A 14,879-nucleotide genomic window follows, 5' to 3' on the forward strand; every position below is an offset into this window, starting at 1 on the left:
CAGCTGGGTCAACGGCGTGCTCTGTGCCGGATCGCGAGCACGGCTGGCGCGGCAGCATGGCTGCCGCACTCCACACATCGCGACACGTGGATGGGGGGCGGGCACGGCAACGCATCCAGATCGGGAGTTCTAGTACATTTTGAGGGCGGCGAGTGAACGTTACCCCGGCGCACAGGGTGGTAGTGCGGTTAGTGTGGAAGCATAGTTGCCCTGCTTCAAATACGCGACACGAAGATAGTGAAGATGCAAAAATCTGACTTCTCACGATTGTCAAAATTTGGTATAATCAACATTCAAGAATGGTACGGATCTGGTACGCGCTAGCGATCCCCTCTGAGCCTCCTCTCGGTCGAGTTCGGACGCAACGCAACCCCAAACCGACCACGAACCCTTCGTTGTTGTGCTAGAGGAGTAGCGAGCCATGAGCTTCGCAGACAAGACCCTGACCTGTCGGGATTGCGGGATGGATTTCGTCTTCACAGCGGGAGAACAAGAATTTTACGCCGCCAAAGGCTTTGTGAATGAGCCGGTACGTTGTCCAGCTTGCCGTAAGGCGCGTAAGTCTCAAATGAGCGAGGCGTCTGAACGGCGACGACCGACAGCCGCTCCGGCGAATCGTGAGCGTGTTACTTATCGGGTGACGTGCGCCAGTTGCGGTCAAGAGACGACTGTCCCATTCGTACCACGCGGCACCAAGCCTGTCTACTGTAGTTCATGTTTCAGTAAGATGCGCGGTAATCAGCGGTCGCTATTTTAAGTATGGCCCCTGAACGATAGTGGGATGGGTGCAGATGGAGTCTGCGCCCATTTTCATTTTCACCCGTTCGTGCAATTGGTACAGCCGTGTTCCGCACATCCGGGATTCACCGGATTGCTGGCAGTCATCTCATTAATTTTCCGCAGAGCAGATGATTGAGGCGATCACGGATGTCGCATCCGTGATTGGTACAAACAACGCTTGGGGGCGAGCACGGTGAATGTGGAACTCTTGCTTGCGCACGCCATTGCAGCGCTCAGTGGTGTGATTGCACTGATGATGAGCTGTGCGCCTCTACCGCTGCGGTATGACTCACGCTGCACGAATGCCACCATCCCCACACGTCCCCGCTGGGTTATGCATTACCCTCATGTCACGCTGCGTTAGGCCGGGCTGCAATTGCTCCCCATGGCGGCTCCCCGTGGCGCAGGCTTCCAGCCTGCGTGCAGGCATCATCGCCACCGCCGGCAGGGGCTGGCCGTGGCCGATGGTGCGCAGGCACGAACCTGGTACAGCCAAACGTCTACGCGCAGGTAGCGTATTCATGTCTGACCGCCTCGATGATCGAAACGAGCACATCCTACACCCCCATAACCAGGATGGGGAACGATGTACCACGTGCCGGATCGTGAGCACGGCTGGCGCGGCAGCATGGCTGCCGCACTCCAAACCGTGCGACACGCGCCTGACAAGCAGGTAAGGCAATCCATCCAGCACGTGTTGGCACGGCTGGAGCGGCGCACTACCACCGAGCCAGTCGCCCACAACAGCACCTATGGCAATCATACTCGCTGATACGCACATGGTTGACACCAGGTGTGGGTAGTGCATAGCCCGCTGGGGGCAGGATTCGCCAGTACAGGGTGTGTCTCCGCCGTCGCGGGCCGGTTCAGGCGTGCGCTATCCCGCCGGACAGTCGCGCTCAGGTACAGTTCCAGGGTGAGAAGTGGTGAGAGGCGTGATGTCGCTGCACTCAGGGGGCATCTGTGACACGCCCCCACCCCAACCCGCCCCCGCTGGGGGCGGGAGAAGATCGCCACTCCCAACGACCTCGTTATTGGGGGTGAATGTGCGCTTCCACCGGTTGCAGGTGCGCCAGAGGCGCGCACACCCAGTGCTCGCAGATGGCGATCCGGATGCGTGCGCTCCCAGTGTTCTCAGGTGGCGCACCGGAAGTGCACGCTTCCAGCCCTCTCAGGTGGCGATCCGGAGGCGTGCGCTCTGGGGAATGCCAGCGCGTATCATGCCTTCCGTTGAACCAGATGTGATTGCGCTTACGATGGGTGGTAGGGGCGACGCATGGTCGCCCCTACCGTCTGCGCCAATGCCACCAATTCCATCCTGACCAGTCAATGAGGAACATGTGACAAAGAATACTAACAGGTAGGACGTACCTGCACCAATACCACCATCCCCATTTTGTATGCCAATCCCCGCGTCGCCTGGTGCCACATGACATCTGGCGTGATGGAAGTCGCGGCCCGCAATCCAACGATCACGCTGACATCACGCTGGAGCGAGCATTGATCCTGCGTTTGCGACGATCCACCGGCGGCTTGCGGGTGGTACTTCAGCACGGGGATGACATCCGAACCCAAGTTGCTACCTTTACCACCACAGAGACACGGAGGACACAGAGGATGGGTATAACCGGGGTTGCTACCGTGAGGCGCGACATAGCACATCCATAGGAACTGACTACGATCCACATCGTTCACGTGGTTACGCCATACGGTGCTGAGTGCAACGTCGTGTTATTCATCCTGACAGTCAGACTCTACAGTCTGCTCATAGCACAGGTGGCAACTTGAGTTATTTGAAGGTACCCAGCTTCGCGCAAGAGGTTTGTATCACATATAAGGATAATTGACAAAATATTTGCAAAGCATTGACAATACTTGTTCATCGTGGTATATTACTTACCGGTCGGTAAGAATTAGTTAGACGAGACTGTTGAAAGTGATGGAACAAACCCTGCTGCCCGATCCACGTATTAGCGATAGCCCCACCGCGATCCGCATCCTTGATGTGGCAGCGCAGCTCTTTATGCAGCGTGGCTATCGGGCAGTTTCGATCAACGACATTATTCAGGTTGCCGGTATTACCAAGCCAACCCTCTACTACTACTTCAGCGACAAGGAAGAACTCTTTGTGCAGATGGGGTTGCGTGTGCTGGCAGCAATGCATCAGCCGCTAACCGATCTGGTTACCACTGACTGCCCACTGAATGAGCGCCTTCAGGCTATGGCAACGGTGCTGATGGACTATGAAGGCGATATGCGGATGATGCGCCACGAGATGATGGAGCATCTCGGTGACGCGGCCCGTGCCAGGTTGAGTGTTGCTTTTTACCGGCATTTGTTTGCCCCCCTTACCCAGGTGATGGACGAAGCGATAGCTGCCGGTTTGATCCGCAGTGATCTTTCGGCGGCGACAGCAGCGATGCTGTTTCTCAGTCTCTGCGAAACCTTTCACGAGATGTCTCCCCCCAATCCGATGGCGCAGTGGGTGGGTAGCGTCTCGCCGTCTCTGTTAGTCGATCTCTTTTTGCACGGCGTTGGTCAGCACGCCACGCCCAATTCTTCAGCAGGAGCAGTACAGGTATGAGTACGTTACCTCAGTCTCGACCGCGTTTTGGTTTGCCCCGTCTTCCCTGGCCGGTATTGATTGCGGCCGGCCTTTTGATTGCAGTTATCGCGACGGTTGTTGTTCGTTTTACTGCCGCATCGACCGCCGATCCGCTGGCCGGTCTCAGCCTGGCCCCGGTAGCCCGTGGCGATTTGCGGTTGACCGTTAACGCTACCGGTTCGGTTGAGCCGAACCAGACCGCCGAGTTGAGCCTGACGCTCGGTGGTCGGGTGCAAGAGGTGCTGGTGACCGTCGGTCAGCAGGTTGTAGCAGGTGAGCCGTTGCTGCGCCTCGATGACCGCCAGTTGCGGGCCGATGTGGCGGCGGCTGAGGCAGCCGTTGCTTTGGCTCAGGCCGATTTACAGGCGCTACGTGAGCGAGCGACGCCCGAACAACGGGCTGAGGCCGAGGCACTGGTCGCCGCCGCTCAGGCCGGGCTGGCGCAGACGCAGACGAATGTGACGCCAGCAGATATTGCGGCTGCACAGGCTGCGGTGACCGAGGCTCGTGAGCGTTTGCAGAAGTTGCTGAATGGGGCTACGAATGAGCAACGGGTACGCGCTGAAGCAGCTCTGGTGCAGGCCCAGGCTGAACTTGAGCGGCAGCGCGATCTGCTCTCGGCGGCTAAATTCGAGGCACTGGCACGAGTAGAGGCTCAGGCCAATGCTTTGCGCAATGCTCAGAGTGCATACAGTGATGCCTACTGGAATTGGGAGCATGTGAAGGCAAATGGTACCGATCCGCGCACTGGACGCTCTCTCAATGAGACCGAGCAGCGCGATTTTGAACGCGCGTTCGAGCGAGCGGCACGAACATTGGCCGATGCAGAATCTGCATTAGCCCAGGCCCAAATCGCCTATCAGACGGCGGTGCAAAATGAGGTGAGTGGTCTGGCGGCGGCTGAGGCACGGGTAGCCAGTGCACAGGCCGATTTCGATGCCATTCTGGCCGGCCCTGACAGCGATGCAATTGCGGCGGCCCGGGCGCAACTGGCGCGGGCCGAGGCCGAACTGGCCCGTCTGACCGGTGCGGCACGGCAGAATGCAATTGCTGCCCAGCAGGCACAACTCGCTGCGGCGCAGGCCCGTCTTGCCCAATTGACTGCTGATCCGCGGGCCAGCGATCTGGCCCGCGCCGAAGCTCGCCTGGCCCAGGCTCAGGCCCAACTCGAAGCGGCCCGCATCCGCCTCGAAGAGGCCACCCTGCGTGCACCATTTGCCGGTGTGGTTGCCGCTGTGAATGTCACGGCGGGTGAAGCGGTCAGCGGTCAGACCCCAATCGTCCTGATTGATGTCAGTCGCTATCTGGTGAAAGTGACGGTTGATGAAGTTGATGTGGCGCGGGTTGCGCCTGGGCAGCCGGTAGAGGTGACGGTTGATGCGCTGCAAGGGCCGCCATTCCGCGGTGAGGTGGTGAATATCGAGCCGCTTCCCGCCGGTACCAGTGCCGTGACCGCCTATCGCGTGACCGTTGCCTTCGATCCGTCCGGCCAACCGGTGTGCGCCGGGATGACCACCACGGCTGCGATTATTGCCGCCACGCGCAGCAATGTCTTGCAGGTTCCGGTGACCGCTATCCGCAATGAAGGTGCCAAGACCCTGGTTCAGGTTGTCACCACTGATGAAAATGGACAGCGTACCATCAGCGAGCGAGCCGTCCTGGTCGGATTGCAGGCCAACGGCCTGGTCGAAATCCAGAGTGGTCTGGCTGAAGGCGAGCAGGTAGTTGTGCGCTAATCAAATCCTGGAAGGAGTACCACTGTGACGACTGAATATCGAGCGCGGCCAATTGTTGAGTTGCGCAATATTCGCAAGACGTTCCCAACCGGCGATGGCGAATTTGTTGCGCTGGACGATATTAGCCTGACGATTGAAGAGGGCGAGATGGTTGCCATTATGGGACCATCGGGGAGTGGCAAGAGTACGCTGATGACGCTGATCGGGTTGCTCGACAGCCCGACAAGTGGCGAGTATATCCTCGATGGTGTTGATGTCTCGCGCCTGAACCGCCAGGAGCAGGCCCGGATTCGCAATCGGAAACTGGGCTTCGTCTTCCAGAACTTCAATCTGTTGCCCCGCCTGACGGCGCAGAAAAATGTTGAGTTGCCACTGGTGTATGGGCGGGTCGGCGCTCGCGAACGGGCCGAACGGGCGCACGCAGCCCTGGAAGCGGTCGGTCTGGGCCACAAGCTCAATAACCTGCCCAACACGCTGTCAGGTGGGCAGAAGCAGCGGGTGGCGATTGCCCGTGCCCTGGTGCATGATCCGGCGATCATTCTGGCCGACGAGCCGACCGGTGCCCTCGATACGCGCACCGGGGCCGAGATTATGGCGCTCTTTCGCCAGCTCAATCGCGAACAGGGGCGAACTATCGTGATTGTTACTCACGATCCGGAGATTGGCCGTCACATGGATCGGGTGATCGGTCTGCGTGACGGACGCCTGGTTGACAATATCTTGAGCGAATACTACGGGGTTGACGTGCTGGAAGAGGTTGAGCGGAGTCGTGATCTGGAGCCGGTACCAGTACCGGTGCGGCGTCAGCCAACCGACGAGGCCGCCTGATACTCTGGTACGGCCAGACCATGATGAGAGGGAACTATGCTCACTGAGTTAATTGCAATGGCGTTTGACAGCCTGCGCGCTAATAAATTTCGCTCGTTGCTGACCATGCTCGGCGTCATCATCGGCGCGGGGACACTGGTTGCAGTGTTGTCACTGGGGAACGCCTTGCAGGGGCAGGTCTTTGAACAGTTTGTCGATCTGGGCACCCGCCGGATCGCCGTGACACCGGGCGATCCGCGGGCAAAGGGTGCCCGTGATGTGCCCGGCTACGGTCTACTTTCAATCCAGGATTATCAGGAGTTAAACCAACTGGTTGCCGACCGTCCTGATCTGTTTCGGGCGATTGCGCCAGAAATCACGGTCAGCACTCAGGCGCGAGCCGGTACGGTCGCTGTGCAGACCCTGATCGTTGGCACCAGTGCTGACTATCCCCAGGTGCAGCGCACACCGATGCTGCACGGGCGGTTTCTCACCCCCGCCGATGAAGCAACCGGAGCGCGGGTTGGGGTACTGGGCTGGCTGGTAGCCCGTGATCTCTTCGGCGCCGATAAAGAGGCGTTGCGGAATGTTATCGGGCAAACGATTGAGGTGAACGGCCAGCCGATTGAGATTATCGGCATTATCAACGAAAACGGTGGGCCGTTCTCGACCGATGGCCGCATTTTTACCCCGGTCAGTACCATGCGGCTGCGGCTGATCGGCGATCTTGACCTGCCGGGGCGTGGGTTGCAAATGAGCAGTATCCTGCTCGGCTTGCAGAGCGAACAGCAGGTCAATGAAGCGGTGGCCGTGATCGAACGTACATTGCGGGCAGCGCGGAATGTTCCTGCCGATGCCATCAACGACTTTGATCTCCAGACCCCTACGCAGGCGTTGAACGTGCTGGCCGGCATCAGTACCGCTATCACCGGTTTTATTGCCGTAGTCGCCGGGATCAGCCTGGTCGTTGGTGGCATTGGCATTATGAACATCATGCTGGTCGCAGTCACTGAACGCACCCGCGAGATTGGGGTACGCAAGGCGCTGGGAGCCAGCGATGGCGATGTGCTTGGTCAGTTTGTGATGGAAGCGGTGGCGCTGAGTCTGGTGGGAAGTATAATCGGCGTGATCGGCGCAATCGGCATTGTCTGGCTGATCAGCACGGTGAGCGGGATTGCCACCGGCATCTCGTGGATCGGCATCGTGCTGGCCCTGACCTTCGCATCGGTGATCGGGATCGGGTTCGGCTACTACCCGGCACGACGGGCAGCGCTGTTGCCGCCGATTGAGGCGTTGCGGTATGAGTGACGAGCAGGTGCGCCGTTACTCCACAGCTTGCGCAACAGGGTGCCAGGGGTGACTCGCGTGCTGAGGCGTTCTCAGGTGTGTTACCGGTGATGAGGGGCGACGTATGCGTCGCCCCTACGGGTGTTCGGCGGGGCGACCAGATTGGTCTCATTAATCACCATTGACCAGCCAGATAACCCTGAAAACGTAGGTTATTCCCGTGATCGGCAGAATAACCGATGAGACACGCGCCCGGTATCTAGCCCAGCAACTGCGGAAGCCTCGCCTCCGCATTCCAAACCACGCAAGCTAACCATATTCTACCCGACACGTGATGGTTCCGGAGACGGACGCCCCCCGTCTTAATCTTCCGGGCTGGTGACTAGTTCGGTACCGGCGACCCAGCCTTCGCGCCCATCGGTTGCGCGAATCTGCCACCACGGGTAACCGTCCTTCTCTTGCGGGCCGGCCAGCAGCGTGAGTTGGGTGCCGGGGGGCAAGCCGTCGAGGACGGTCGAATCGAGGCCAGGGGCACTGCGCAGGCGCAGATTTTTGCCGCCGGCCTTTTGTACATACGCCACACCACCAACCTGTAAGCCGCCGGCTGTCGGAGTGGCTGCCGGGGTGCTGGGGCCGATCTTGACCACGCCACTGCTGCCCAGCGCACCGATGGCACCACTGATGTCAGCGGCGGATGCCGTCGGACTCACTGTTTTACCGCCGGTACTGGCTGTGGCCTGTTGATCGCGCAACCGCTTCAGTTCAGCCTCCATCTGAGCCAGCCGTGCTTCGGCCTCGGCCAATGCCTTGCGGGCCTGTGCGGCGGCTGCGGCATCCTGCTGCGCTGCCTCAAGCGCTTCCTGCAACCGCTTGATCTCTTGCGCCTGGCGACCGATCTGGTCACTCATTGAACGCAGTGCTTCACCGACCCCCTTGCCCGCCTCGCCCTCGTCCTTCTTGCCGCCATAGTTGATCATGAAACGACTCCTTCCCTTGCGCAACACCGCATCTACGGTTAGATGCATTATAGCTGTTTGCTGACGTGTTGTCAGCGTGGCAGATCGGCCTGGATCGCCTCCGCACAGCGTTCCCCACTGAGCATGGCGGCGTTGATGCTACTGGCTTCCGTCACTTCACCGGCAAGATACAGGCCGCGCCGTTCGGTGCGGTTATCGGGCAGGTTGGGGTGTAGGCCGGGTGGTTGGCGGAACTGGCTGAACGGAATCCGGTCAACCCGTAGGATACGGGCATTCGCCAGTGCAGTGGTGGCCGTGGCTTCGTTGATGAACATGCGATTCAGATCGACCATTGTGCGGGCGATGACCGTGCTATCATCCTGTTCGGGAACACCGAGGATCGCCGCGGCGTAGAGATGCCAGCCGGCAGGGGCATAGCCCGGTGCCACTGCACTCATGGGGGCAAGGGTGTTGACAAAGGCTTGTTCGTCGGCATTCAGGATCAGCTTCTTGCCCCGATACAGTTGCTGGCGGGTGGCCAGCCAGACACACGCCGAACCGAGCTGGCCTTCCGGCATCGGTAAATCGCTGAGGCGGGCTGTTTCGTGGGCCGGAGTAGCCAGCACAACTGCATCGGCTATCATCGTACTGCCGTCGGCAAGATGAACGCCGCATACCCTGCCAGATTCCTCTACCAATGCCACCGCCCGTGTATTGAGCCGTATGCGTCCGGCGGTGCGCAGATCAGTTGCGAGCTGTTCGGCAATTGCGCCCATCCCCCGATTCGGCACCACCGTCTCACCGTCGCTCATCATCTTGAAGTTGAACCGGAAGCACTTGGCGCTGGTTTGTAGCGAACGATCCAGAAAGATGCCGCCGAAGAAGGGGCGGAAGAAGCGGTCAATCATCTGGGTGCTAAACCCCAGCGCCCGTAACTCTTCAATCGTGGTGCGATCCGAGCCGGCCAGCAGATCATCAATCGTGTGCTGGCGCATGCGCAACGCCACCTGGAGGGTGCGGAGCTTATCGCTGAAGGGAACGACCGGTGCCAGCACTGCCGCGAATAATGCGGCAGGATCACGATCCCGGAGTGGATCGGTTAACACGAAGTGACGGCCTTGCCAAACGACAACTGCACCTGGATCGAATGCCCGCAGGTCTAACGCCGCGAGCTGAAGTTGCCGTTGTACCGCCGGGTATGCGGTGAAGAGCACCTGAAAGCCACGGTCGAGGATAAAGCCATCAACCTGATCAGAACGCACCCGGCCACCGAGACCATCGGTAGCTTCGATCAGCGTTACTTCATACCCCTTGCGGTGGAGTGTCCGCGCACACACCAGACCGGCGACCCCGCCGCCGATAACAAGTACCTGCATACTCCTTCCTTCTAGTTAAGTACGTTACCATTTCGAGTATACTATGTTTCACAGCGAGCCTGATTGAGAGGATAAAGGGGGACATCATGATCCACAACTTCAATCCCGGCCCGGCAGCGTTGCCGCCTGACGTGATCGCACGTGCGCAGGCGGAACTGGCTGATTACCACGGCTGCGGGATGTCCGTTCTTGAAATAAGCCATCGTAGCAAGGAATATGAGGCAATCAATGCGGCAGCGGAAGCCAATCTGAAGGCGCTGCTGGGTCTGGGTGACGATTATCGGGTGTTGTTTATGCAGGGCGGTGCCTCGATGCAATTTGCCCTGATCCCGCTCAACCTGTTGCCTGCCGGTGCAACTGCTGAGTATATCGTCACCGGTACCTGGGGCGAGAAGGCGTATGAAGAGGCGCAGCGGGTTGGTACGGTGCGGTTGCTGGCAAGCACAGCCGCCGATGGCTACCGCAGTTTGCCCTCTACCGATGCGATTACGCCTGACCCACAGGCGGCCTATCTCCACCTCACCACTAACGAGACGATTCAGGGGGTGCAGTGGCCGGCTGAGCTGCCTGATCTCGGTTCGGTACCGCTGGTCGCCGATATGAGCAGTGATTTTCTCTCGCGGCCATTCCCGGCGCAGCGCTTCGCGCTGATCTACGCCGGTGCGCAGAAGAACCTGGGGCCGGCGGGTGTTACTGTGGTCGTGATTCGGCAGGATATGATCGAGCGCACACGCAAAGACCTGCCGGTCATTATGCGCTACGCCACGTTCGCCAAAAACAATTCGCTTTACAACACGCCACCCGTCTTTGCGGTGTATATGGTGAATCTGGTGCTGGAGTGGATCAAGGATCAGGGTGGATTGCCGGCGATGGCCGAACGGAACGCCCGCAAGGCGGCACTGGTCTACGCGGCGATTGATGGTAGCGATGGTTTCTACAGCGGTCATGCGGTGCCGGCAGTGCGTTCACTGATGAATGTAACCTTCCGTCTGCCCACGCCCGAACTGGAAAAGCAATTTCTGAATGAAGCCCAGGCCGCCGGAATGGTCGGGCTGGCCGGTCATCGTTCGGTAGGCGGCATTCGCGCATCACTGTACAATGCGGTCGCACCGGAGTCGGCGGCAGCGCTGGCTGACTTTATGCAAGACTTCGCCAAACGCCATGGATGAGCATCCTTACGCGGCAGCCATCACCTTCATCCCGGTCACCGATTTGCAGGCGAGTGCCCGGTGTTACGCCGATGCACTCGGCCTGCCGCTGGTGCTGGATCAGGGCGGGATTCATATCTACCGGGTAGCGCGGGGTGGTTACCTCGGTTTGTGCCAGCGCACTGAGCCAGCGATTGCCGATGACCGTCTCATCCTGACGATTGTCAGTAGCGAGGTTGATGCGATCTATGAGCGGCTGGTTGCTGCCGGCATTGCCACCGACGGCCCACCTCGCGAAAACCTGCGGTATCGCATCTACCACTTCTTTGTCCGTGATCCCGACGGTTATCGGTTGGAAGTGCAGCGGTTTCTCCATCCGTTCGACGAGAGTTGAGGCAGTTTCATCCATCTGTGACCGAGCGGGCGATGGACTGCTGCAAACCTGGCGTACCGCCTGCCGTAGTGCGTGCATGAGGCAAGAACTTGATATAATGCCGCCGTGACCGCCGCAACCGACCGGTCACGGCTTACCTGGTTAGCTACTACGTCGAGATAGTCACTTATGCGTGTTGTCATGCTCTCGAAGGCCGTGGTCGCCGGAGCCTACCAGCGCAAGCTGGAGGAGATCGCTCGCCTTGGGGTAGAGTTGATCGTTCTAACACCGGACGGCTGGCGTGAACCGCGGGTTGGACTAATCCCGCTCGAACGGCGCTTTACAGAGGGCTATACCCTGCTGACAGTGCCTATCGTCTGGAATGGTCATCATCACATTCATTTCTACCCCGGCTTACGGTCGCTGCTCGCCCGCCTGCGGCCACAGGTCTTCCACATTGATGAAGAGAGTTTTAACCTCGCTACTTTTCTGGCTATGCGGGCCGGACGGGCTATCGGTGCGCACTGCTGTTTCTACAACTGGGCCAACATTGATCGGCGCTACCCTCCACCGTTCTCGTGGTTTGAACGCTACAACTTGCGCCAGGCTGCGCACGCGATTGCCGGGAATCGGGAAGCAGCAGCCATTTTACGCCGTCACGGCTACAAAGGGCCGCTCAGCATTATTCCCCAGTTTGGGGTTGATCCCGATCTCTTCACGCCGCGTGATGCCGGGCACCGACGCTCAACCTTCGTTGTCGGCTACGTTGGTCGGCTGGTACCGGAAAAAGGGGTAGCCGATCTGGTGCAGGCGCTGGCCGGTCTGCCGCCCGCTGTCCGGCTGCGGCTGATCGGTGATGGGATCGAGCGTACACGTTTGCAAAAACTGGCAGCAGCTTTGGGGGTGAGCGAGCGGCTTGAGATCAGGCCGGCGGTGAGCAGTACTGCGGTGCCGGCAGTGATGCGTGATCTTGATGTGCTGGTTTTGCCATCGCGCACCCAGGCCAACTGGAAAGAGCAGTTTGGGCGGGTATTGATTGAAGCGATGAGCTGTGGCGTGCCGGTGATCGGATCGACGTGCGGCGAAATCCCGCACGTTATCGGCGATGCCGGGATCGTCTTTCCCGAAGGTGATGTCGCCGCGTTGCAGAGAGCACTTATGCGCTTGATCGAATATCCCGATTGCTGGCACGACCTGAGTCGGCGTGGACGGCAACGAGTGCTGGATTCGTTTACGCAGACGGCCATCGCCCGTCGTCACGTCGCCGTCTACGAGGAGATGGTGCAGAATGAGCGGTGAGCAGTACCTGAATAAAGCGAGCTGTAATGTTCTTTATCAGGCAGAGATTGTATGCTAGAAAGCAGCATTCACCAACCGTAAGGAGTCACCAATGCCAATTAAATCAGATCGCTGGATTCGCCGTATGGCACTCGAACACGGCATGATTGAGCCGTTTGTCGATCACCAGGTACGCCGGGGGGTTATCTCGTATGGTCTGACCTCGTATGGTTACGACATGCGCGTCACCGACCACTTCAAAGTCTTCACCAATGTCTACAACGCCCTCGTCGATCCGAAGCAATTCGATCCACGCTCCTTCGTTGATATTCGTGCCGATTACGTCGATATTCCACCGAACTCGTTTGCGCTGGCGCAATCGCTGGAGTATTTTCGCATCCCACGCACAGTGAGTTGCATCGTGATCGGCAAATCGTCGTATGCTCGCTGCGGCATCATCATCAACGTTACCCCGCTCGAACCGGAATGGGAAGGTCACGTCACGATTGAAATCAGCAACACAACCCCGCTCCCGGCGCGCATCTATGCGAACGAGGGTATTGGGCAGGTCTTGTTCCTGGAGAGTGACGAGCCGTGTGAGGTGTCGTATGCCGACAAGAAGGGCAAATATCAGGGGCAGACAGGGATTGTATTACCACGGATCGATCCGTAATGCAGCGAGACGTTGTGGTTGCCACAACGTCTCGCTCGCGACCGCAATCACACTTCCATGACCATCGGCAGTACCATTGGCCGTCGCCGCGTCTCGCGGTAGAGGAATTCACTCACCACATCGCGAATTTTGCGATTGATATAGGCTGCGTCCACCGGGTTACTGCCATTGCGGTTGGCCAGAGCAGCGCGCACCGTTTCTTTGGTGGCCTCGATCAAATCCTGGCTCTGGCGCATATAGACGAAGCCACGCGAAACCACGTCTGGCCCGGCAACGAGCTGACCGGTGGCGCTATCGATGCTCACCACCACGATCAGCATACCGTCTTTAGCCAGCAACTGACGATCACGGACAACAACATTGCCCACATCACCAACTGTCGTACCATCAACGTAGATATACCCAACCGGGGCCTTGCCGGTAATCTTGCCGAAACCGGGGGAGAACTCCATAATTGTCCCCCCTTCGGCCAGCAGCACCCGTTCACTGTCGGGCACCGCGCCAATCGTTGTCGCCAGCTTGCGGTAGAGCATTAGATGGCGATAGTCGCCGTGGAAGGGCACGATGTAGCTGGGGCGCAGCAACGCCAGCACCAGCTTCAACTCTTCCTGAGCGGCATGCCCGGAGACGTGGACTCGTGCTTCGGGGCCATAAATGACATCAGCCCCCAGTTTGAAGAGGTTGTTGATCACCTTATTGACACTCACCTCGTTGCCGGGAATCGGCGTAGCCGAGAGCACTACCGTGTCGCCGGGTTTGATCTTGACATTCGGATAGTCACGGTTTGCCATGCGGTTAAGGGCCGACATTGGCTCACCCTGGCTACCGGTGCAGACGATGGCAATCTCCTCGTCGGAGTAGGCCGACATCTCGTGTGGGCGGATGATGGTGCTTTCATCGGCCCGCAAATAGCCTAACTCGAAGGCGATACGGGCATTGGTTTCCATACTCCGCCCGGCCAACATGACCTTACGGCCATACGTCTCTGCCGAATCGATCACCTGCTGCACCCGACTGATGTTCGAGGCGAAGGTTGCAACAATAATCCGGCCCGGTGCGGTAGCGAAGATATTATCAAAGGCTTCGCCAACAGTCGCTTCGCTGGGAGTGTAACCTTTTGACTCAACCCGTACACAATCGGTTACCAGTACCAGCGGCTTGCGATTACCAAGCTCGGCAATCTTCTCCAGATCAGTCGGACGACCATCAACCGGCGTATGGTCAAGCTTCCAATCGGTCAGGTAGACCAGCAGACCGGCAGGTGTGGTAATGGCAAACCCGACTGCATCGGGGATAGAGTGGGCAATGTGGAAGGCTTCGACAGTAAACTGACCAACCTGAAACGGCACCCGTTCATTGATTTGAACTGTTGTTACCTTATCGTGCAAACGATGTTCGCGCAACCGATTGCCAAGCAGGCCCAGGGTCAGTCTGGTACCGTAGATCGGTGGAAACCCTAAATCGGCGATCAGATGTGGCACGGCACCGATATGGTCTTCGTGACCGTGGGTGAGAAGAATACCGCGAATATGATCCGTCTTCTCGCGTAAGTAGGTAATGTCGGGCAACACGAGATCAACGCCGAGCATATCGGCATCGGGAAACATGACGCCACAGTCAAGAATGACGATGTCATCGCCATACTCGACCACCCACATGTTCCGACCGACCTCCCCGGCGCCACCGAGTGGAATCACACGGAGACGTTGTTTGGCCATAGATTTCTACCAGGATCGTTGTGCAGACGATCCCTACTCCTTTCTGTTGTATCCAGATATTTGCTTACAAAGGCGCTCCAGCGCAGGCGCCTTACACACGTATGTTGACAGGGCATACCCGAACCCTGAACGTCCCTTTTGG

12 protein-coding genes are annotated in these 14,879 nt (G+C 58.7%); 9 read left to right on the forward strand and 3 right to left on the reverse strand.

The window, feature by feature from the left end; translation table 11 throughout:
- Positions 1 to 421 precede the first annotated feature (421 nt).
- From VAE57_RS02385 to VAE57_RS02405, 5 genes are all read left to right on the forward strand, one after another.
- Entirely contained in the window at positions 422 to 757 is a 336-nt protein-coding gene (locus VAE57_RS02385; RefSeq protein WP_322820316.1) for a zinc-ribbon domain containing protein, read from the forward strand.
- 1,962 nt (positions 758 to 2,719) lie between these two features.
- Complete coding sequence (locus tag VAE57_RS02390) at positions 2,720 to 3,364, forward strand: TetR/AcrR family transcriptional regulator (RefSeq protein WP_322820317.1); 645 nt, start codon at positions 2,720 to 2,722, stop codon at positions 3,362 to 3,364.
- Positions 3,361 to 5,121 carry an efflux RND transporter periplasmic adaptor subunit gene (locus tag VAE57_RS02395; RefSeq protein ID WP_322820318.1) on the forward strand — a complete coding sequence of 587 codons (1,761 nt, stop codon included), beginning with the start codon at positions 3,361 to 3,363 and terminating at the stop codon, positions 5,119 to 5,121. Before VAE57_RS02390 ends, VAE57_RS02395 begins: the two co-directional genes overlap by 4 nt.
- Before the next feature lie 24 nt (positions 5,122 to 5,145).
- Positions 5,146 to 5,949, forward strand: a complete 804-nt coding sequence (locus tag VAE57_RS02400; RefSeq protein WP_322820319.1) for an ABC transporter ATP-binding protein — start codon at positions 5,146 to 5,148, stop codon at positions 5,947 to 5,949.
- A 36-nt stretch (positions 5,950 to 5,985) separates the two neighbouring features.
- Positions 5,986 to 7,236: an ABC transporter permease gene (locus VAE57_RS02405; RefSeq protein ID WP_322820320.1), complete on the forward strand. Its 1,251-nt coding sequence runs from the start codon at positions 5,986 to 5,988 to the stop codon at positions 7,234 to 7,236.
- A 341-nt stretch (positions 7,237 to 7,577) separates the two neighbouring features.
- On the opposite strand, the gene VAE57_RS02410 is transcribed toward VAE57_RS02405, so the two are convergent.
- On the reverse strand, positions 7,578 to 8,192 hold the full coding sequence (locus VAE57_RS02410) for an SH3 domain-containing protein (RefSeq protein ID WP_322820321.1): 615 nt from the start codon (positions 8,190 to 8,192) through the stop codon (positions 7,578 to 7,580).
- Between the two features lie 71 nt (positions 8,193 to 8,263).
- Positions 8,264 to 9,547: an NAD(P)/FAD-dependent oxidoreductase gene (locus VAE57_RS02415; protein ID WP_322820322.1), complete on the reverse strand. Its 1,284-nt coding sequence runs from the start codon at positions 9,545 to 9,547 to the stop codon at positions 8,264 to 8,266.
- An 86-nt stretch (positions 9,548 to 9,633) separates the two neighbouring features.
- Between VAE57_RS02415 and serC the strand changes: the two genes are divergently transcribed.
- The 4 genes from serC (at position 9,634) to dcd (ending at position 13,019) form a co-directional block, all read left to right on the forward strand.
- A complete protein-coding gene (gene serC / locus VAE57_RS02420) occupies positions 9,634 to 10,716 on the forward strand; it encodes a 3-phosphoserine/phosphohydroxythreonine transaminase (RefSeq protein WP_322820323.1) in 1,083 nt (360 codons plus the stop codon).
- The gene (locus VAE57_RS02425) at positions 10,709 to 11,089 is read left to right on the forward strand and encodes a VOC family protein (RefSeq protein WP_322820324.1); all 381 of its coding nucleotides are present in this window, start codon (positions 10,709 to 10,711) and stop codon (positions 11,087 to 11,089) included. The genes serC and VAE57_RS02425 overlap by 8 nt, the downstream gene beginning before the upstream one ends.
- Positions 11,090 to 11,257: 168 nt before the next feature.
- A complete protein-coding gene (locus tag VAE57_RS02430) occupies positions 11,258 to 12,367 on the forward strand; it encodes a glycosyltransferase (RefSeq protein ID WP_322820325.1) in 1,110 nt (369 codons plus the stop codon).
- Positions 12,368 to 12,458: 91 nt separating this feature from the next.
- Entirely contained in the window at positions 12,459 to 13,019 is a 561-nt protein-coding gene (gene dcd, locus VAE57_RS02435; protein ID WP_322820326.1) for a dCTP deaminase, read from the forward strand.
- Between the two features lie 47 nt (positions 13,020 to 13,066).
- Here the strand turns inward: dcd and VAE57_RS02440 are convergent, their stop codons facing one another.
- The gene (locus tag VAE57_RS02440) at positions 13,067 to 14,737 is read right to left on the reverse strand and encodes a ribonuclease J (protein WP_322820327.1); all 1,671 of its coding nucleotides are present in this window, start codon (positions 14,735 to 14,737) and stop codon (positions 13,067 to 13,069) included.
- Positions 14,738 to 14,879 lie beyond the last annotated feature (142 nt).

The organism is Chloroflexus sp. (genome assembly GCF_034434295.1).
In the GTDB taxonomy this organism is placed as follows: domain Bacteria; phylum Chloroflexota; class Chloroflexia; order Chloroflexales; family Chloroflexaceae; genus Chloroflexus.

Coding starts and splice junctions, on each gene's coding strand:
- VAE57_RS02405 (WP_322820320.1), top strand. CDS start 5,986: ATGCTCACTGAGTTAATTGCAATGGCGTTTGACAGCCTGCGCGCTAAT.
- VAE57_RS02425 (WP_322820324.1), top strand. CDS start 10,709: ATGGATGAGCATCCTTACGCGGCAGCCATCACCTTCATCCCGGTCACC.
- VAE57_RS02410 (WP_322820321.1), bottom strand. CDS start 8,192: ATGATCAACTATGGCGGCAAGAAGGACGAGGGCGAGGCGGGCAAGGGG.
- serC (WP_322820323.1), top strand. CDS start 9,634: ATGATCCACAACTTCAATCCCGGCCCGGCAGCGTTGCCGCCTGACGTG.
- VAE57_RS02430 (WP_322820325.1), top strand. CDS start 11,258: ATGCGTGTTGTCATGCTCTCGAAGGCCGTGGTCGCCGGAGCCTACCAG.
- VAE57_RS02385 (WP_322820316.1), top strand. CDS start 422: ATGAGCTTCGCAGACAAGACCCTGACCTGTCGGGATTGCGGGATGGAT.
- dcd (WP_322820326.1), top strand. CDS start 12,459: ATGCCAATTAAATCAGATCGCTGGATTCGCCGTATGGCACTCGAACAC.
- VAE57_RS02395 (WP_322820318.1), top strand. CDS start 3,361: ATGAGTACGTTACCTCAGTCTCGACCGCGTTTTGGTTTGCCCCGTCTT.
- VAE57_RS02390 (WP_322820317.1), top strand. CDS start 2,720: ATGGAACAAACCCTGCTGCCCGATCCACGTATTAGCGATAGCCCCACC.
- VAE57_RS02415 (WP_322820322.1), bottom strand. CDS start 9,547: ATGCAGGTACTTGTTATCGGCGGCGGGGTCGCCGGTCTGGTGTGTGCG.
- VAE57_RS02440 (WP_322820327.1), bottom strand. CDS start 14,737: ATGGCCAAACAACGTCTCCGTGTGATTCCACTCGGTGGCGCCGGGGAG.